Here is an 18,880-nt window from a genome sequence, read left to right as displayed (position 1 = left end):
CCGATGATTACAAAATCAAAGATATACAAGTTTTTTAGTCCGTTCGTTGCGATAGTAATTCTTTTGATTATATCAATAGGATGCTCTGAACAGGAGAATTCTTCCGAAACGACCTCGGAAGTTGAAATCGATCCTGTTTTAAATATTATTGAAGAAGGGCGCAATACGAAGTTATCTATTTCCGAAAGACAAGCATATCTGAATAAAGCATACGAACGAATTAAGCTTGTTTCCAATGATTCCTTGAAAACCAAATATTTTTCTAGGTTATCTTTAGCCTATTCCAAAATAGATGATTCACTCTTATTTAGACAGACAAATAAGGAGACAATTTCGTTAGGCAACAAAATAGGTGATTCTATTACTATAGCAGAAGCACATTGGGATTTAGCGTTATTTTTCAGCAATGCTTTCATAAAAGACAGTGCCTATTATCATTACGGGAAAGCTCAAAAATTATATTCTCAGTTAAGAGTAAATTATGAGTCCGGAATAATGTTATATAACATGGCTAAAATTCAAGCGGATGTTAAGGACTATACCGGCAGTGAAGCCACTACTTTTAAAGCTATTGAATTATTTAAACCTTTAGACAAATATCTCTTATTATATCGATGTTATAATAATCTTGGTATCATATCAAACAATTTAGGAGAATATAATAATGCCTTAAAATATCACCAAACTGCTCTTACATATAACGATAAGCTAGAAAATAAATATGAGTCCCTTCCTCAAACATTAAATAATATTGGTGTTGTCTATCAGGAGCAAAAAAATTATAATAAGGCTATTACGTATTTCCAAAATGCGTTAAAAATAGATAGCTTGTTCAATAAAGATTCTGAACTATATGTAAAAGTCTTAAATAATTTAGGTCACAGTAAATTCCAGCTGGGTGACACAACTGAAGTGAAACAATTATTTTTGGAGGCTTCACGAATAAGTGATAATAATAAAGAAGATAGAGGATTTGCTTTAAGTAATTACAACTTGGCTGAATATTTTTTAGCTAAACAAGATACTCTTACGGCAATAAATTATGCTAACATAGCTAATAAGGTAGCTAAAAAAAGTAGTAACAATAAGCGCCATCTGCTAACTTTAGAATTATTCACTCGTTTAATTCCTAAAAATGCATCCACATATACACATTCTTATATTTCTTTAAATGACAGTCTGCAGCTCGCAGACAGGCGAACTAGAAATAAATTCACTCGAATTGAATTTGAGACCAATGAGGTCAAAGAAAAAAATGCCCTTTTGGCCAAACAACAACAATTATGGATTGGGATTTCCATTGGTCTATTTGTATTGGCCCTCTTTATTGTACTTTCCATTTACCAACGTATTCGCAACCAAAAACTACGTTTTGAACAGCAACAACAGGCCAGTAACCAAGAAATCTTTGATCTGATGCTGAATCAAAAGGAACAGATCGAGGAAAGTAAACAGGCCGAACAAAAAAGAATTTCGGAAGAATTGCACGATGGTATTGTAGGCCAAATGGCCGGTATACGCCTCATGTTCATTGGCCTTAACAAGCGTAAAGACGAGGAATCCGTGGAGCGCAGGGAGGGCTTGATCAAAAAATTACAAGAGACCGAAGAAGAGATCAGGACCATATCGCACGAATTAAACCATGCTTCTTATCAGAAAATTCATAACTTTATCAACTCGATCCAAGAATTGTTGGACAGTACCGGTAGCGTTGCCGGCATTGAAAACAATTTTTATTACAATCAGGAAGTAGATTGGGATGATATAAGCAGTGAGATCAAGGTCAATTTGTATAGAATTGTACAGGAAAGCCTGCAAAATTGTGTAAAATATGCAGAGGCCTCCAACATTCTTCTAGATTTTGATACGAACGAAAAGGGACTAAAAATTGTAATCAGCGACAATGGCGTTGGTTTTGATACGAAAAAAGGAAAGAAAGGAATTGGGCTGAAAAATATTCAATCCAGAGTGAAAAAATTACATGGAACCTGGGAAATTTCCAGCAAACTCGGAGAAGGTACCACTACCATTATTGAAATACCGCGTAATCTGGAGGAATTGCCTTCTGCCTATCCTTTAAAAAAAGTGCTATAAATACTAATGAGAGATTTACGAATTTTAGCGGTGGACGATCATGAAATGATCGCCATAGGATACAAGTACATCTTGGAAGATATTAAGTTTGAAGACTATAGAATTCTTCAAATGGAAACCGTGAATTCCTTTGAACGGGGCAAACAGAAAATAGAAGCTTCTGTGCACTCGTTTAAGTATGATCTAATTTTATTGGATGTACAATTGTCCGGTACCAGTGAAGGCGGCCCACCCTTAAGTGGTGAGGATTTGGGAATCTTGGCCCGGAAACTGGTCCCCGAATCCAAAATTGTATTCATGTCTTCCTTTAGTGATAACTACAGGATCAATGGCATTCTTAAATCCGTAAATCCCGATGGTTATATGGTGAAATCGGAAATTGACCAAAAGTCCCTGAAAGTGATGTTGGAAACGGTGATGACCACCCCACCTTATTACACACAAAAAGCCTTAGTGGCCATACGCAAAAAAATGTCCAATGACATCTCTTTGGACGATACGGACAAGAAAATTCTATACTACCTTTCCATAGGGACCAAAACCAAGGATATGATTGCCCATATCTCCCTTTCTTTACCGGGTATTGAAAATAGAAAACGGCATATCAAAAGCATTTTTGGTATAGAAAAACAGAATGACCAAGCCTTGATCACCGAGGCCAGGAATAGAGGCTTTATTTAGAATTTTAACTATAAACGCGTACACCTTCCGCAAAAAAATAGTAAATACGATCAGAAACGTCCACTTTATTTGACATTTATATAAAAACCATAGTTTTTCTATGGTTTTTATATAGCCCACACTTGCCGATTAAAGTTATGTTTGTTAAACCTATTATATTTAATACGTTTAGTTCATGACATCAAGAAGGGATAGTTTTAGAAAAGGAGGTCTATTAGGATTTGACAGCGATACCAAAATCTTTGGATTAGATAATTTTAGAAAGAACTTGGAAAAGGATTTCTTTTCCGAAGTAAGCATATATAATTGTTCCAATACGGAAGGTGAAACCAATTTATCTATTGAGATGAATTGCAATCTGGACCTGTTGGAAACCTTGTTTTCCTATGAAAACGGGATGTGGGGAGACATTTCTGCGCAAAAGCAGAACGATAAATGGATTTCTTCCTTCTCACGCTCCTTGGAGCAACTCAAAGAACTAAACGACACCCCTATAGATATTGAGGAGTTTTCTATTTTCCTAAATGATTCTACCTTGATCATCAACAAAATTTACCATCAAAGTATTTCCAATGAATTGGAAAATATCTTAATGGAACTTAGTAAGCATTTGGCCTATTACACCAATGGTCTTTCTAATATTCCACATGAAATATACATTCCCGTATTTGAAGAAAATTTATCCGAAGACGGGACAACGCCTTTAAAAATTGACACCGATAATCACTTGAAGAAAGATTACTTTGGGTACTGGGGTATCTACCTCAACCCTGAAGAAGAAGCCGTAATCTATGATTTAGCCAACAAATGCATCATTCCTGGTGAATTGTTCATGCTAAATGACTGATATAAGAATGGAAAATCAATGAGATAGGGCAATTGATTTTCCATTTAACGGCTTTGTAATTTTTCTTACGGATTAAAAAGTTTCCTTCCCTCCATCAAAGTATTCACTTTCACTTTGATATCTTGAAGTAACGCCTCATTTTCCCAATTGCGCAATGCCTCATCAATGTATTCAACGATGGTGGGCATATCCGCTTCTTTTAGTCCTCTTGTTGTTATGGCCGGAGTACCAAAACGTATTCCCGAGGTAACAAATGGGGATTTGTCATCAAAGGGCACCATATTTTTGTTCGCAGTGATATCTGCCTTGACCAAGGCTTTCTCCGCATCTTTACCGGTAATGTTCTTGTTTCTCAAATCGATTAACATCATATGGTTATCCGTACCACCGGAAATTAACTTATAGTCCTTGGCGACGAAAGCAGCAGCCATAGCAGCAGCATTCTTTTTTACCTGTAACATATAATGTAGGAAATCATCGGAAAGTGCTTCTCCAAAGGCAATGGCCTTGGCCGCAATAATATGTTCCAATGGGCCCCCTTGATTTCCAGGGAAAACGGCCAAATCCAATAAAGCGGACATCTTACGCAGATTGCCATTCTTCAATCGTATGCCAAAAGGATTTTCAAAATCTTCTCCCATTAGAATTAACCCTCCTCGTGGTCCGCGTAAGGTTTTATGGGTGGTCGTGGTCACAATATGACAATGTGGAATGGGGTCGTTTAAAATGCCTTTGGCGATCAAACCTGCAGGGTGCGAGATATCGGCCAATAATAAGGCTTCTACGCTATCGGCAATTTCCCGAAAACGCTTAAAATCCATATCCCTGGAATAGGCCGAAGCCCCAGCAATGATCATTTTGGGTTTTTCCCGTTCCGCAATCTCCTGAATTTTATCATAATTCAATTCCCCTGTCTCTTCTTCTACACCGTAAAATACTGGATTGTAAAGACGTCCAGAAAAATTCACCGGAGAACCATGGGTAAGATGCCCCCCATGGGAAAGATCAAAACCTAATATAGTGTCTCCTGGTTGAAGGCAGGCATGATAGACCGATGCATTGGCTTGGGAACCAGAATGGGGCTGTACATTGGCATAGGCCGCACCAAACAACTCCTTTGCCCGATCAATAGCTATCTGTTCTATTTGATCAACAACTTCACAACCTCCGTAATACCGCTTTCCCGGATATCCTTCTGCATATTTATTGGTAAGTACGGAACCCGCAGCCTCCATGACTTGGGGGCTGGTGAAATTTTCAGAAGCGATAAGCTCTATCCCATTTATCTGGCGCTCTTCTTCGTCTGCTATCAATTCAAATATTTGTTGATCTCTTTGCATAGTTCTATTGGATTAAATAAAGCAACAAAAATACAAATTGCCGCTCTTTATTTTGAATAAAAAATTAGATTTGATGATATACTTATCAAACGGAAATCAACAAATTACACCCCCTCCCATTTTAATTTTTTTCAAGATTTACAAAAATTATAACCTACTGAATTACAGTAACTTTCAATAAAATATACGATATAGCGCTCTTTTGCGTTTAACATTCTAACTGTTTTTGGCACAGCTATTGAAATAAATATACCAAACCATAAAACTCAACATCATGAAGAAAACATTACTATTTAGCACAATTTTGGTTTTCTTAGTCGCCTGCGGGGGAGTTAAAAAAACCCAGGAAGCAATCAATACGGGGAATTACGTCAATGCCATGGATAAGGCCTTGAAAAATTTGGCCAACAATAAGACCCGTAAAGGGAATCAACCTTATATCGTCTTATTGGAAGAGGCTTTTGCCAAACATACCGAAAGGGAACTCAAGCAGATCGCCTTTTGGGAGAAGGACGGCAACCCTGCCAATTACGAAGAAATATTCAATACTTATGGCAATTTAAGAAGCATCCAAGAGCGGATCAGACCCCTATTGCCTTTATATATTAATGAAGAGCAAAGAGAAGCGCAATTTTCGTTCAACGATTACGAAAACGACTTTCTGGATGCCAAAGATCAGCTTTCCGAATACCTCTATGACAACGCAGAGGATCTGTTGAACAATGCCATTCGTAAAGAGGATTATAGAAAGGCCTATGCGGACTTCACCTATTTGGAAAAGATAAATCCTGGATTTGAAGATACGCGACAAAAAATAGAGCAGGCCCATGCCAAAGGTTTGGATTATGTTAAAGTACGGGTGATCAATGATACCGAACAGATTATCCCTACCCGATTGGAAGATGATCTTCTGAACTTTAATACCTATGGATTAAATAACCTATGGACGGCCTACCACGCTACTCCAGTGAAGAACGTTACCTATGATTATCAAATGGATGTGGCATTTTTAGCTATTAATATTAGCCCGGAACAGATCAATGAAAAAGAAATCATTAAGGAAAAATTAATCAAGGATGGTTATAAATACGCTACGGATAAGAATGGCAACGTGGTACGAGACAGTTTGGGGAACAAAATCAAAGTAGACCGATTTAAAAAAGTGACCTGTGATTATTATAGATTTACACAGTACAAAGCGGCGCAGGTTACAGGAAATGTGAATTTTATTGATTTGAATACCAAACAACAAATAAATACTTATCCCATTTCCAGTGAGTTCATCTTTGAACATGTGTACGCAGACTATGATGGGGATAAGAGAGCTTTGGATAATGACCTGATCGCCACTTTGCAATTGGAGGCCCTCCCCTTCCCTACCAATGAACAGATGGTCTATGACGCCGGTGAAGACCTTAAGGCCAGATTAAAAAGAATTATCTCACGACATAGATTCAACTAAAAAAAATCCCCTAGCTCTCTGGAGCTAGGGGATTTTTTTTGAGCTTTAGTTTTAACTTTATACATATTTCTCCAAAGCGACATCCATGATAGCCCCATGGGAGGCATGCGCAACCACAGTACCATTTTTAATCAGTAAAATCTGTGGGGATTGGTGCATTACCTGAAATTTATATCCTGTCTCATTGGATACCTCTCTATAACTATGTAAATCCAAATAGTAGATATCCAATTGTTCTTCAGTAAAATCATAAGCTTCCGTAAACATATTCAATACCATTTTACTAATACCACAGGTCGTGGAATGCTTATAAATCAATTGTGTTTTCCCTTTAGATCTTTTTATAATTTCGTCCAACTGGGAAACTCTTTCCAATTTTTGCCATGGAAGTACTTTACGCTCTTTTTTTTCTGTATTTCCGCTTCCAAATAGACCACCAAACAATCCCATATATTACTCCTATTATCGATTAAACTTTTTAAAGTTTTGTATATTTCAATATGTCTTTTTCCAAAACATCACAAAAGTAAAGAAATATAACTTCTTACTTAGTAAGTCGCACTAAAATCGCATACTTACAAACTGCCGAAATGTCCTGTACATATGGGTTTCAACCGCCATTTTGTCTGCTTCCTGCTCTTGGTAAGATTCTTGAAATAGCATCTACAATTAGAGTTATGAACAGATACTAAAATATTATGAATTTCAATAATTTCACTATAAAATCACAGGAAACCATACAGCAGGCACAACAGTATGCCCAGGCTATGGAACACCAGCAAATTGAAAATGAGCACCTCTTTAAAGCCATTGCCCAAGTAGATACCAATGTGTTGCCCTTTCTTCTTAAAAAATTAAATGTCAACAACAATCTATTACATCAGATCATTGATAAGGAATTGGAGCGTTTGCCCAAAGTCAGTGGAGCCGAAATTATGGTTTCGCGAGAAACAGGGAAAACACTGACCCAGGCAGGTATTTTGGCTAAGGAAATGGGTGATGAATACGTGGCCATTGAACATTTGATCCTGGCCATCTTTGATGGAAAAAGCAAGGTAGCCCAGATGCTCAAGGATCAGGGCGTTACCAAAAAGGAGTTAAAATTGGCTATTGAAAGCCTCTGTCAAGGGAACCATGTTACTTCCCAAAGTGCCGAAGAGACCTACAATGCCTTAAACAAGTATGCCAGAAACCTCAATGAACTGGCCGATAAAGGAACCCTAGATCCTGTTATTGGCAGGGACGAGGAAATCCGTAGAATTCTACAGATTCTTTCCCGAAGAACCAAAAACAATCCCATGTTGGTGGGAGAACCCGGAGTGGGAAAAACGGCCATAGCCGAAGGTCTGGCGCGAAGGGTGGTGCAGGGCGATGTGCCGGAAAACCTTAAGGACAAGGTCATTTATTCCCTTGATATGGGAGCTTTGATTGCCGGAGCCAAATATAAAGGAGAATTTGAAGAGCGTCTAAAGGCGGTCATCAAGGAAGTTACTTCTTCCGATGGCCAAATTGTACTCTTCATTGATGAGATCCATACTTTGGTCGGTGCCGGAGGTGGGCAAGGTGCCATGGATGCCGCAAATATTTTAAAACCTGCCTTGGCCCGAGGAGAACTACGCGCCATTGGGGCAACCACATTAGATGAATATCAAAAATATTTTGAAAAAGACAAAGCCTTGGAACGCAGGTTTCAGAAAGTTGTGGTGAATGAACCCGATACCGAGAGCGCTATTTCCATCCTTAGAGGAATCAAGGAAAAATATGAGACTCATCACAAAGTACGAATCAAGGATGAGGCCGTTATTGCAGCGGTGGAATTATCGCAACGCTATATTACGAATCGTTTTTTACCGGATAAGGCCATTGACCTTATTGATGAAGCGGCTTCAAAATTGCGTATTGAAATCAATTCAAAACCCGAGGAATTGGATGCCCTGGATCGTAAAATCATGCAATTGGAAATTGAAATTGCAGCCATAAAACGAGAGAATGATCCTTCGAAGCTAAAAATTTTAAATATTGATCTTGCCAATATCAAAGAAGAACGCAATGCCATTTACGCCAAATGGGAAAGTGAGAAAACCATAGTAGATGCGGTTCAAAAGACAAAACAGGATATTGAAGACTATAAGTTGGAAGCTGAAAGGGCAGAAAGAAACGGAGACTATGGTAAGGTTGCCGAAATACGTTATGGAAAAATCAAGGAAGCTCAACAAGAATTGATTCGTCTTCAGGAACAAATTGACTCTCAAGAGGAGGCAGACTCGCTGATCAAGGAAGAAGTGACCAATGAGGATATTGCAGAAGTCGTAGCAAAATGGACGGGGATTCCAGTAACCAAAATGCTTCAGAGCGAACGGGAGAAATTATTGCAACTAGAAAATGTCCTGCACAAAAGAGTGGTTGGACAAAACGAGGCCATACAAGCAGTTTCAGATGCTATCCGTAGAAGTAGGGCCGGTCTTCAAGACGCCAACCGGCCCATTGGATCTTTTCTATTCTTGGGGACGACCGGGGTGGGCAAAACGGAATTGGCCAAAACATTGGCTTCCTATCTCTTCGATGATGAAAATGCCATGACCCGTATTGATATGAGTGAATATCAAGAACAACATGCAGTGAGTAGATTGGTTGGAGCTCCTCCGGGTTATGTGGGGTATGATGAAGGAGGGCAGCTCACGGAAGCTGTACGACGCAGACCGTATTCCGTTGTACTCCTGGATGAAATTGAAAAAGCGCATCCCGATACGTTTAATGTATTGTTACAGGTTTTGGATGAGGGCAGGTTAACCGATAATAAGGGGAGGATTGCCGATTTTAAAAATACCGTTATTATTATGACCAGCAATATTGGAAGTCCGATCATTCAAGAAGCCTTTGAACGTGCAGAGACTGTAGAAAGTGCTACGGACATTGCTCAAAAAGGTGTCGTAGACCTACTGCGCAGAAGCATCCGGCCCGAGTTTTTAAATCGTATCGATGATATTATCATGTTCACACCTTTGACCAAAAGCGATATCACAAAAATCGTGGAAATCCAGTTGGATCATTTAAAGAAGATCGTGGCCAAACAGCATATCACCATTGATGCCACTCAAGAGGCAATTGCCTATTTAGCTGAAAAAGGCTATGAGCCACAATACGGCGCGCGCCCCATAAAAAGAGTCATTCAAAAGGAAGTGCTCAATGCCTTATCCAAGGCTTTACTGAGCGGAAAAATAAAAGCGGACAGTATTGTATTGATCGATTGTTTTGATCAGCAGTTGGTCTTTAGGAATCAGAATGAAGTAGTGCACTAGCACTTGAAGTACAATAGGCATTTCTTTCCCATAAGTATACTTTAGTTATAGGTATGCGGAAAGGAATGCCATTTTTTAATAAAAATAAATACCATACAGTATATAGTTTTTTTATATTCGTAATAAAAATGCGAAAGAATGACTACAAAAGCTGAAAGAACCACTGCTTATATTATTGAAACTGTAGCTCCCATTTTTAATAAACACGGCTATATAGGAACAAGCATGAGTCATCTTACCGAAGCTACCGGACTTACCAAAGGAGCTTTGTATGGTAATTTTGAAAATAAGGAGGCGTTGGCTTTGGCAGCATTTGAGCACAATAGAAAGCGCTTGTTGGCAGCTATTGACGAAAAATTGGAAAGTCCAGGAACTTCACTGGATAAATTATTCGCATTGACCGACCTGTATAAGGATTATGAAGATTTTACCGCGCCCACATTTGGATGTCCCATCATGGGAGTGGGAATCGATGCCCAATACAACAATCGTTTATTATATGCTGCGGCCAAGGAAACCATTAAGCTTATCGAAGGCAAAATTGCACTGGTCATAGAAAATGGAATTCATCAAAAAGAATTAAAAATACCTGTTACCCCTTTACAGTTTGCAAAACAATTATACACCATGCTCCAAGGAGCAGTCGCTATGTTTATGCTTACCAAAGATCGAAAATACCTATTGAATACGATTGCGTATTTAAAACAATTGATTGCCAAAGAAATTAAGACCTGATTATTTGGCCACTACTCTAAAAATCCAAAGGGTCTCGGTATAGGTGCCATTGAACTGACTTCGTTTTGCAGCATCTGCAGCTTCTCGGCTTTCATAACGCTCCAAATACACATAGTTCAATCCATTTGATTTTCTGAAGAAGGATTTTGGTGTTATTCCCCGATCTCTCAAACTTTGTTTGAAATTCTCAAAATACTTTTCCGTATTATAGACATTTGCTATTAAGTAATACCCAGGTTCCAGCCCATCCTCAACTTCAACTTCTTCGTATCGTTCCTCTTCTTGTGGACGCTGTTCTGCCAGTCTATCCAATTCTTGTTTACGCTTTTCTTCTTCCAAAGCGGCCGCAGCCAGAGCTTCTCTTTCTTTTCTCACGCGTTCCGCTTCTGCTTTTGCTTCAACGGCTGCCAAGCGGGCGGCCTCATCCAATTCTTTTTGGAGTTGGGCCTGTTTTTCACGTTCCCTACGTTCTGCTAAACGTTTTCTTTTTCCGCTGCGTTTTGTGTTTTTACGAATCCTTTTAGGCTTTAATTTTCGTTCGGTATCCCTTTTGTCAAAATTGTATGCCGTAATGATTTCAAAAGTAGGGTCATTATCACTCACTTGATTGTCAATCCCATATTCTATTAAAGCTCCAATGGACAGGTGTTTAAAAAAACGCCCCCCTATACCACCGGAGACGCCATAAAAACTATTGTACCCACCTTGAACCCAAAATTTGGGGGCCGCATACATGGCCGTTAGGCCATATTGGGCATCGGCATCCGGAATGGTCTTGACATAAACGCTAGGCCGTAAATATGAATTTTCCGTAAACAAGAAGTCGTAACCCACAATACCTTGGTAAAACCGGTCTTCTGGCCTGGTCTCCCTTTTGTTTGAACCAAAGTTAAAATCAAACAAATTCTCCGAGGTCAGTCCCAAAAAAAACTGTCCTACAACAACTTGTATCGCCGGAGCCATTTGCAGAATAAAACCACTACTGCTTTCATCCACAATGGCAGGGTCCGGATCTGGTTCCAACGGAATGAGGTTATCTGATATCTCCCTATTAAAGCCAAAAAAATTAAATCCAACTCCGATCTTGGCCTTATCACTTAAGGGAATAGCATAGGCATAATTGAAAACCCCTCCAGTTTCCAAAAACCTGCTACTGTTATGTTGTAAAAAACCGACTCCTAGGGCAGATCCCTCCCCAAGTTTTCGGGTGTAGTGCAGAAAAGTTGTAGAAGGATCCACATCTATCCCTTGCCATTGCCAGCGTGTCCATAGTGCTATGGACTCCGGTTCATTGCGATCTAAAGAAGCTGTGGGCAGTAATAAACTGGAATTAAAAGTAGTTAAATTATGTTGTCTAAAATCCCCGGGAAGAATACTGTTTTGAGCTCCAATTGTAGTAAATACAATTGAAAATAAAAACACAGAATAAAGCTTTCTCATATATAAAGGGATAAAAACAACGGTTTATATACTAATTTGTACTAATTTTAGTTACATAAAAAGCATAGTGTCCAAATTTACACAAACAAAATGATTATGAAAACCATCAAACTTTTAATATTTGTATTTTTTTTAACAAGTTTTTTGAGCTGTAAAGAAGAGGAAAAACCGGTGGAAGAAACTAGTATTGCTACAGTTACATCTACTTTTTACCTGATACGACATGCGGAGAAAGATCGTAGTGACCCCAACAATATTGACCCGGAACTTACTCAAAAGGGATTGGGCCGCGCTATGCATTGGGCAGAGATTTTAGAGGAAGTTGACCTAGACGCTATCTATACGACCGATTTTGAGCGTACTGTGATGACTGCCAGCCCTACTTCAGTAAAAAAAGATATCACACCTTTGTACTACGACCCCAGGGATGTGAACATCAAGACATTTAAGAGTCAGAATCTTGGAAAAAATGTATTGGTCGTAGGGCATAGCAACTCCACTCCAGACTTTGCCAACAAACTCCTAGGAGAGGAAAAGTATAGCGCTATGGACCATAGTGATAACGGAAGCCTTTTCATTGTCACCATTATTAATGAAAAAGTAACCAGTACGCGCCTACATTTTGATTGCAGTTGCCCTAGTAGGGAGTAACTAAAATAGCACTGATCAGTAACAGCCTATCGTTTCGTGCTAAAATTCCAAAAGACAAGATCACTTCATATTTTAAGCCTTTCTAGTCAATTGTTCTTATTTTTGTCGCTGTGATACAAAAAAACATCAATATAAAGAACAAAAGGGCTCGATTTGAATATGAAATCCTAGAGACCTATAGCACGGGTATTGTGCTATCCGGAACAGAAATAAAATCCATTCGCCTGGGAAAGGCCTCTATTACCGAAAGTTTTTGTGAGTTTAATGATAGGGGCGAATTGTTCGTTATCAATATGCAGGTCGATGAATATTCGCACGGAAGCCATTACAACCACAAACCCAAAGCGCAACGCAAATTACTTTTACATAAAAGAGAATTAAAAAAATTAGTGCGTCAGGTGAAGAATGCCGGTTTAACCATTGTCCCCCTGCGCTTATTTCTAAATGATCGGGGATTGGCAAAATTGGAAATCGCTTTGGCGAAAGGAAAGAAACTCTACGACAAGAGAGAGAGTATAAAGGATCGCGACAATAAAAGAAACTTGGATCGTATCAAGAAAAACTTTAATAATTGAATTGTATAAAGTCTTCCCAATTAACATCCTTTAAAATAAGCTTCCTGCTATTTTATTGTATCATCGTGATCTTAAACCAAAGTCTTATATGCTAAAAATAAAATCGGGCTTCTTCTTTTTAGTGTGTTTTTCTTTTTATTTCTCCCAGGCCCAGATCAGCGGTACCGTTACTGATGCGGATAATACCCCTTTATCCTTTGTAAATATTTATTTGGAAAATACAGTGACCGGGACCACTACAAATGACAATGGTCAGTTTCTTCTGGAACTTTCCAAAACGGGAACCTATACCATAGTTTTTAAATATTTAGGGTTTAAAACAAGAAAGGAGACGGTAACGATTGAAAAATTCCCCTTTACACTAGATCTTTCCTTGACCGAAGAGCGACTCTCCCTTGCCGGAGTGGAAGTCAACGCTTCGGACAATCCGGCCAATAGGATCATAAGAAATGCGATAGGCAAACGCAGGGAATATCAGAAAAAATTACAATCCTATACGGCTGATTTCTATTCCAAAGGCTTAATCAAAATAAAAAACGCCCCTGAAAGAATTTTAGGCCAGGATGTTGGGGATTTTGGAGGAGGGCTGGATTCTACAAGATCAGGTATCATTTACCTTTCCGAAACGATTTCAAAAATTGCAAAAAACAAGAAAGCTTTCAACGAAAACATCATTGCTTCCAAAATTAGTGGCGATGATAATGGTTTTAGTTTCAATACCGCTTCAGATGTTGATATTTCCTATTACAACAACACTATAGCTTTTGGGAATAGGTTGGTTTCCCCAATTGCCGACAATGCTTTTGGTTACTACAGATACAAACTTATTGGCACCTTCTATGACGATCACAATAATTTGATCAACCAGATTTCTGTAATTCCCAAAAGACCAAATGACAATGTGTTTCGGGGAACAATTTATATTGTGGAAGACCAATGGGCCCTGTACGCCATAGATTTGTCCGTTACTGGGGAACAAGCACAAGTTTTTGCCGTAGATTCCCTCTTTTTAAAACAAGATTTTAATTTTTCTCAAAAAAACGAGGCTTGGTTAAAAGTGCTGCAGCGCATCGACTTTCAATATGGCCTATTTGGTATCCAAGGAAATGGGCGTTTTACGGCGGCTTATACCAATTACAACCTCAATGCACCTCTCCAAAAAAAGGATTTTAAGAACGAGGTGCTCTCTTTTGCCGAGGCGGCAAATGAAAAAGATAGTCTATATTGGACCAGCTTGCGCCCGGTTCCTTTAACCGGAGAAGAGATTCTGGATTATGTCAAAAAAGATAGCGTGCAGCTGATCCGGAAATCCAAAACCTATCTGGATTCTGTGGATCGGGTGCGCAATAGATTAAAATTGGGCGATATTTTATTAGGATATCAGCACCGCAATACGTTTAAAGAGCGCTACTTTAACTTTGAAAGCCCCTTGGAAGAATTGCGCTATAACACGGTTCAAGGTTGGAATTCCAAATTTATATTCAATTATGCCAAGCTGAAGAGAGAAGAGGGACGCCGCCTAAATGTCAATACTACTTTTGAGTATGGGCTTTCTGACAAAGTCTTTCGTCCTTTAGGGGAAGTATCCTATCGTTTCAATAATTTTTCAAGGCCTTTTATTCGTATACGCGGTGGTAATGAATTGCCCCAATTTAATGGATCCAATCCCATTTCGTATTTTGGCAATAGCTTTAGGACGCTCTTTCTGGAGAGCAATGACGCTAAATTTTATGATAAGACCTATGTAAATCTTTTCTATTCCGAAGAAGTGGTCAATGGTATTTATATTGGTGCCGACATTGGTTACGAACAAAGAAAACCAGTATTCAATACCACAAATTTCTCCATTATTGGGGATAAAGATGGGGAGTTTTCATCCAATAATCCTTTGGCACCAGAAGATTTTGAAAATGCGGCGATTGGTCAGCACAACCTTGTACGATTGCAAGTAAATGCCCGAATCAGATTTGGTCAAAAGTACCTGAACTATCCCAATAGGAAATTTAACCTCTTTTCCAATACCCCTACCCTGCGCCTTGGATATGAGAAAGGCTTTGCAGGAAGTAGTTCGGATTTACATTTTGATCAATTTAAAATACGCTTGACACAGGAATTTCCAGTAGGTGGAAAGGGAGATTTTTCATATAACCTCAAGGCTGGGGCATTTCTCAATGCAGACAATATTTCCTTTGTGGATTACCAGCATTTTAATGGAAATCTAACCCGGATCAGTCTCAACAAAGACTACCTAAATTCATTCTTTATTCTTCCATACTACGACCTGAGTACAAATAAAACCTATTTTGAAGCTCATGCAGAACACAATTTTAAAGGCTTCATTATGGGGAAAATTCCGTTATTGAATAAACTCAATGCCAATTTGATCGTTGGTGGAAAAATATTGGCCACGGAGAACAATCAACCTTATAGCGAGTTTAGCATTGGATTGGGGAATTTGGGTTGGAAAAAATTTCGTTTTTTGCGTATTGATTTTGCCCAAAGTAATTTTCAAGGCAGAAAACAACAGTGGGTCAATTTTGGTGTGCAATTCTAATCCTTTTTAGTTTTTGTCTTCCAACAAAGGCACAAAACGAAAAGATCCAAATTCTTTTTTTTCAAAAGCCTTGGCCGATTTCCGTTCGTATAAGGTCATTATTTGCTCCTCGTTTCCCACAGGAATAACAAGCCTTCCCCCTATTTTCAGTTGGGCCAATAACGGTTTGGGAACATATGGCGCTCCTGCGGTAACAATGATGCCATCAAAAGGGGCTTCTTCGGGCATGCCTTTATAGCCATCCCCAAAAATATGTTTTTTGGGACGGTATCCCATTTTTCCAAAAAAAAGCTTGGTTTTTTTAAACAATTCCAGTTGCCGTTCTATAGTATATACTTTTGCCTTTAAAGCCAACAACACTGCAGTTTGATAACCACTTCCCGTGCCTATTTCCAAAATTTTTTCTTGGCCCTGAAGTCCCAATAATTCGGTTTGAAAGGCAACGGTATAAGGTTGGGAAATTGTTTGTTCCGCTCCTATTGGAAACGCCTTATCCTGATAAGCGTGATCCTCAAAACTACTATCCAGAAACAAATGTCTTGGAATAGTCTGTATCGCTGCTAAGACTGGAGGGCTTTTTATCCCTTTTTCAACAAGAATTTCGGCTAACTTATTTCGCATTCCGCGATGTTTTAAGGTATCTTTCATAGCGTCATTATCATGACATACTCCATTTTAGGCTTTCTGGGAAAAGGTACAAAGGAGCTGTTTTGTCTATTACAAGGGTTGGTTTTTAAGTGCCGTAAAGTTAGAAAAAGTTTAGGGAATTGCTACTGATGCCCTTATAATTTGTCGTTCTAAATTCTTGTAATATCCTAACATAATCTTTGTACCACATTCTCTAGCGATTCCATATATTTACACCAAATAAATCAATGTCATGAAACATTTTACATTCTTGTCATGTTATGCTTTTTTAGCGTTCCTATTGAGTTCGTGTTTAGCGAGCAATACGGGCAACCCTCTTTTTCTGGAGAACGATGAAAGTTGGTCCATATTGGGAGATGCCACCTGGAGTTTTGATTCCGGTACATTGATTGGAAGTATACGCAGTGGCGCGGGATTTGTAATTACAAAGGAAACCTATAGCGATTTTGAATTGGAACTGGAGTTTCTACCAGATAGTAGTATCAATTCGGGTATTTTTGTACGTTGTTTGGCCGCAGAAATATCAAATACAGATTGCTATGAATTCAATATCTGGGACCTTCACCCCAATCAGGACTTTAGAACAGGAGCCGTTGTAACCAGGGCAATACCACTTACCTATGTTGAAACCATTGGAAAATGGAATACCTATACCATTAGAACCAAGGGAAACATGATCCAAGCCTGGGTCAATGGAGAACTTACCGCAGACATTATAAACAATGATCGCGTATCAGGCTATATAGGTTTGCAGGCCGCGGGAGAGGGCGAAATCAAATTCAGAAATATTCGCATTCGTTCTTTACAATAAGCGTATACACCTTAGCATTTTAAACCCTTCGCTAAAACCGAATGGCTTTTTGTCTTCCAAAGTCTTCAGCGCCAATTTCTTTGCCGTTAATGTTATCCGTATCCCAATCTTGGGTAATCTTCCAAGCGCCATCTATTTTTTTTAACACAATATGAAATTGGCCATGGGCATTGGTCACTCCTTCTTTGGAAATAAATTGAATCCGGTAAAAGCCCACCTCATAGGAGGTATCCGTGCTGGTCTTTCTATCGTCCAACCAAAAATCGAGCTTAATTGCTACATTTTTAGCTTTGTTTTCTTTAAAACGTTCCACATTTGCCGCTTTAAATGCTTCTTTAGTATCTATTCCCCCTGGAGTCACGCGTAATACCTCATCTGCATACAAAGCATTCAAAGCCTTGGCATCCAATTTTTCAAAGGCTTTTTGAAAAGGTCTCCAGAGCGTCTCGTCAATTTCTTTTTGCACAGCGGCAATATCTTGGGCAAAGGCAGTGCTTATCATCAATCCAAAAAGAACAACTAGTAATTTTTTCATTATTTTTCCATGTTTTAGACAAACTCAAAAGTACTAAAACTAATGCGTCCATAAAACTATATCGCTAGTATTGATTTCCATTTTGCAAGGGACGTCCCGAACAATGGCCAAAAAGAATTGTTCCTTTTTGATCTTTACAATTTTCTTTTTCTATTCGCCTTTGGCAGCCCTCCTATTTGAACAAATCTCCTTATTTTTGCCAAAACAAAATACTATGCTCAAAGTTGGAGTCCTAGGCGCAGGACATTTAGGTAAAATACACTTGCGACTACTCAACGAATCCTCAAAATATACACTGGTCGGTTTTTATGATCCCGATGCCATCAATGGTAAAAGGGTAGCCGATGAATTTGGTTATACCTACTTTGACAATATCAATACACTCATTGACAGTGTAGATGTGGTTGACATTGTCACTCCCACCCTTTCCCATTTTGATTGCGCTCAAAAAGCCATGGCAAAAGGAAAACATATATTCATTGAGAAACCTATCACCAATACATTACAGGAAGCTGAGGATTTATTGGCCTTGGAAATCCAACACCGGGTAAAAGGCCAGGTAGGGCACGTGGAACGGTTCAACCCTGCTTTTACCGCAGTAAAGGATAAAATTCAAAATCCGATGTTTATCGAAACGCATCGTCTGGCCGAATTCAATCCCAGAGGAACAGATGTTCCCGTGGTTTTGGACCTTATGATACACGATATTGATGCCATTCTGAGCGTTGTGAATTCTGAAGTAAAACAGATCAATGCCAGTGGCGTTTCCGTTATCAGCAAATCCCCGGATATCGCGAATGCCCGTATAGAATTCGAAAATGGTTGCGTAGCCAATTTAACTGCGAGTCGAATTTCATTAAAGAATATGCGAAAATCCCGTTTTTTTCAACGTGATGCCTATATTTCTGTAGATTTTTTGGAGAAAAAGGTAGAAGTGGTGAAAATGAAGGATGCCCCGGAACAGCCTGGGGACTTTGACATGGTGCTCCAAAATGCCGAGGGAGAAAAGAAACAGATCTATTTTGAAAATCCTGATATAGAAGCCAATAATGCCATTTTGGATGAGTTGGAAACCTTTGCCGATGCCATTAACACCAATACCACTCCAGTGGTTAGTTTGGCTCAGGGAACCAAGGCCTTGAAGGTTGCACTACAAATTATCGCCGCATTTTAACGCAGATCGGGTGAAATCAAAAAAACTCCAAAAC

Annotated in this window: 16 protein-coding genes; 11 read left to right on the top strand and 5 right to left on the bottom strand. The window is 39.0% G+C overall.

Annotation, left to right across the window (positions count from 1 at the left end; genetic code table 11):
• Positions 1 to 63: 63 nt before the first annotated feature.
• The 3 genes from ACEXOE_RS09730 (at position 64) to ACEXOE_RS09720 (ending at position 3,622) form a co-directional block, all read left to right on the top strand.
• Positions 64 to 2,094: a tetratricopeptide repeat-containing sensor histidine kinase gene (locus ACEXOE_RS09730; RefSeq protein WP_394748584.1), complete on the top strand. Its 2,031-nt coding sequence runs from the start codon at positions 64 to 66 to the stop codon at positions 2,092 to 2,094.
• A gap of 6 nt (positions 2,095 to 2,100) precedes the next feature.
• Entirely contained in the window at positions 2,101 to 2,775 is a 675-nt protein-coding gene (locus tag ACEXOE_RS09725) for a response regulator (RefSeq protein ID WP_394748583.1), read from the top strand.
• A gap of 175 nt (positions 2,776 to 2,950) precedes the next feature.
• Positions 2,951 to 3,622 (top strand): hypothetical protein, encoded by a 672-nt coding sequence (locus tag ACEXOE_RS09720; protein WP_394748582.1) that lies wholly within the window; start codon positions 2,951 to 2,953, stop codon positions 3,620 to 3,622.
• Between the two features lie 65 nt (positions 3,623 to 3,687).
• On the opposite strand, the gene glyA is transcribed toward ACEXOE_RS09720, so the two are convergent.
• Complete coding sequence (glyA, locus tag ACEXOE_RS09715; RefSeq protein WP_394748581.1) at positions 3,688 to 4,962, bottom strand: serine hydroxymethyltransferase; 1,275 nt, start codon at positions 4,960 to 4,962, stop codon at positions 3,688 to 3,690.
• A 274-nt stretch (positions 4,963 to 5,236) separates the two neighbouring features.
• Here glyA and ACEXOE_RS09710 point away from each other — a divergent pair, with 274 nt between their 5' ends.
• Positions 5,237 to 6,424 carry a hypothetical protein gene (locus ACEXOE_RS09710; protein WP_394748580.1) on the top strand — a complete coding sequence of 396 codons (1,188 nt, stop codon included), beginning with the start codon at positions 5,237 to 5,239 and terminating at the stop codon, positions 6,422 to 6,424.
• Between the two features lie 57 nt (positions 6,425 to 6,481).
• On the opposite strand, the gene ytxJ is transcribed toward ACEXOE_RS09710, so the two are convergent.
• Entirely contained in the window at positions 6,482 to 6,874 is a 393-nt protein-coding gene (ytxJ, locus tag ACEXOE_RS09705; protein WP_394748579.1) for a bacillithiol system redox-active protein YtxJ, read from the bottom strand.
• 248 nt (positions 6,875 to 7,122) lie between these two features.
• Here ytxJ and clpB point away from each other — a divergent pair, with 248 nt between their 5' ends.
• Positions 7,123 to 9,723, top strand: a complete 2,601-nt coding sequence (clpB, locus tag ACEXOE_RS09700; protein WP_394748578.1) for an ATP-dependent chaperone ClpB — start codon at positions 7,123 to 7,125, stop codon at positions 9,721 to 9,723.
• A gap of 138 nt (positions 9,724 to 9,861) precedes the next feature.
• Complete coding sequence (locus ACEXOE_RS09695) at positions 9,862 to 10,458, top strand: TetR family transcriptional regulator C-terminal domain-containing protein (protein WP_394748577.1); 597 nt, start codon at positions 9,862 to 9,864, stop codon at positions 10,456 to 10,458.
• Here ACEXOE_RS09695 and ACEXOE_RS09690 read toward each other — a convergent pair whose 3' ends face one another.
• Entirely contained in the window at positions 10,459 to 11,898 is a 1,440-nt protein-coding gene (locus ACEXOE_RS09690) for a PorP/SprF family type IX secretion system membrane protein (RefSeq protein ID WP_394748576.1), read from the bottom strand. It lies immediately after the preceding gene.
• 96 nt (positions 11,899 to 11,994) lie between these two features.
• Here ACEXOE_RS09690 and ACEXOE_RS09685 point away from each other — a divergent pair, with 96 nt between their 5' ends.
• The 3 genes from ACEXOE_RS09685 (at position 11,995) to ACEXOE_RS09675 (ending at position 15,678) form a co-directional block, all read left to right on the top strand.
• Complete coding sequence (locus ACEXOE_RS09685; protein ID WP_394748575.1) at positions 11,995 to 12,549, top strand: SixA phosphatase family protein; 555 nt, start codon at positions 11,995 to 11,997, stop codon at positions 12,547 to 12,549.
• Positions 12,550 to 12,662: 113 nt separating this feature from the next.
• Positions 12,663 to 13,124, top strand: coding sequence for an SsrA-binding protein SmpB (gene smpB / locus ACEXOE_RS09680; protein ID WP_394749622.1), 462 nt, complete (start codon positions 12,663 to 12,665; stop codon positions 13,122 to 13,124).
• 88 nt (positions 13,125 to 13,212) lie between these two features.
• Positions 13,213 to 15,678: a DUF5686 and carboxypeptidase regulatory-like domain-containing protein gene (locus ACEXOE_RS09675; protein ID WP_394748574.1), complete on the top strand. Its 2,466-nt coding sequence runs from the start codon at positions 13,213 to 13,215 to the stop codon at positions 15,676 to 15,678.
• 6 nt (positions 15,679 to 15,684) lie between these two features.
• Here ACEXOE_RS09675 and ACEXOE_RS09670 read toward each other — a convergent pair whose 3' ends face one another.
• Positions 15,685 to 16,326: a protein-L-isoaspartate(D-aspartate) O-methyltransferase gene (locus tag ACEXOE_RS09670; protein ID WP_394748573.1), complete on the bottom strand. Its 642-nt coding sequence runs from the start codon at positions 16,324 to 16,326 to the stop codon at positions 15,685 to 15,687.
• Positions 16,327 to 16,558: 232 nt separating this feature from the next.
• Between ACEXOE_RS09670 and ACEXOE_RS09665 the strand changes: the two genes are divergently transcribed.
• Positions 16,559 to 17,137 carry a 3-keto-disaccharide hydrolase gene (locus ACEXOE_RS09665; protein WP_394748572.1) on the top strand — a complete coding sequence of 193 codons (579 nt, stop codon included), beginning with the start codon at positions 16,559 to 16,561 and terminating at the stop codon, positions 17,135 to 17,137.
• Positions 17,138 to 17,168: 31 nt separating this feature from the next.
• Here ACEXOE_RS09665 and ACEXOE_RS09660 read toward each other — a convergent pair whose 3' ends face one another.
• Positions 17,169 to 17,672: a YybH family protein gene (locus tag ACEXOE_RS09660; protein WP_394748571.1), complete on the bottom strand. Its 504-nt coding sequence runs from the start codon at positions 17,670 to 17,672 to the stop codon at positions 17,169 to 17,171.
• Between the two features lie 214 nt (positions 17,673 to 17,886).
• Between ACEXOE_RS09660 and ACEXOE_RS09655 the strand changes: the two genes are divergently transcribed.
• Positions 17,887 to 18,846 (top strand): Gfo/Idh/MocA family protein, encoded by a 960-nt coding sequence (locus ACEXOE_RS09655; RefSeq protein WP_394748570.1) that lies wholly within the window; start codon positions 17,887 to 17,889, stop codon positions 18,844 to 18,846.
• The last annotated feature ends 34 nt before the right edge of the window (positions 18,847 to 18,880 follow it).

It is taken from the genome of Spongiimicrobium salis (assembly GCF_043678055.1).
Classification (GTDB): domain Bacteria; phylum Bacteroidota; class Bacteroidia; order Flavobacteriales; family Flavobacteriaceae; genus Spongiimicrobium; species Spongiimicrobium salis.
The sequence above is the reverse complement of the archived record's forward strand: the minus strand, read 5'-3'. Positions and strand labels throughout refer to the sequence as shown.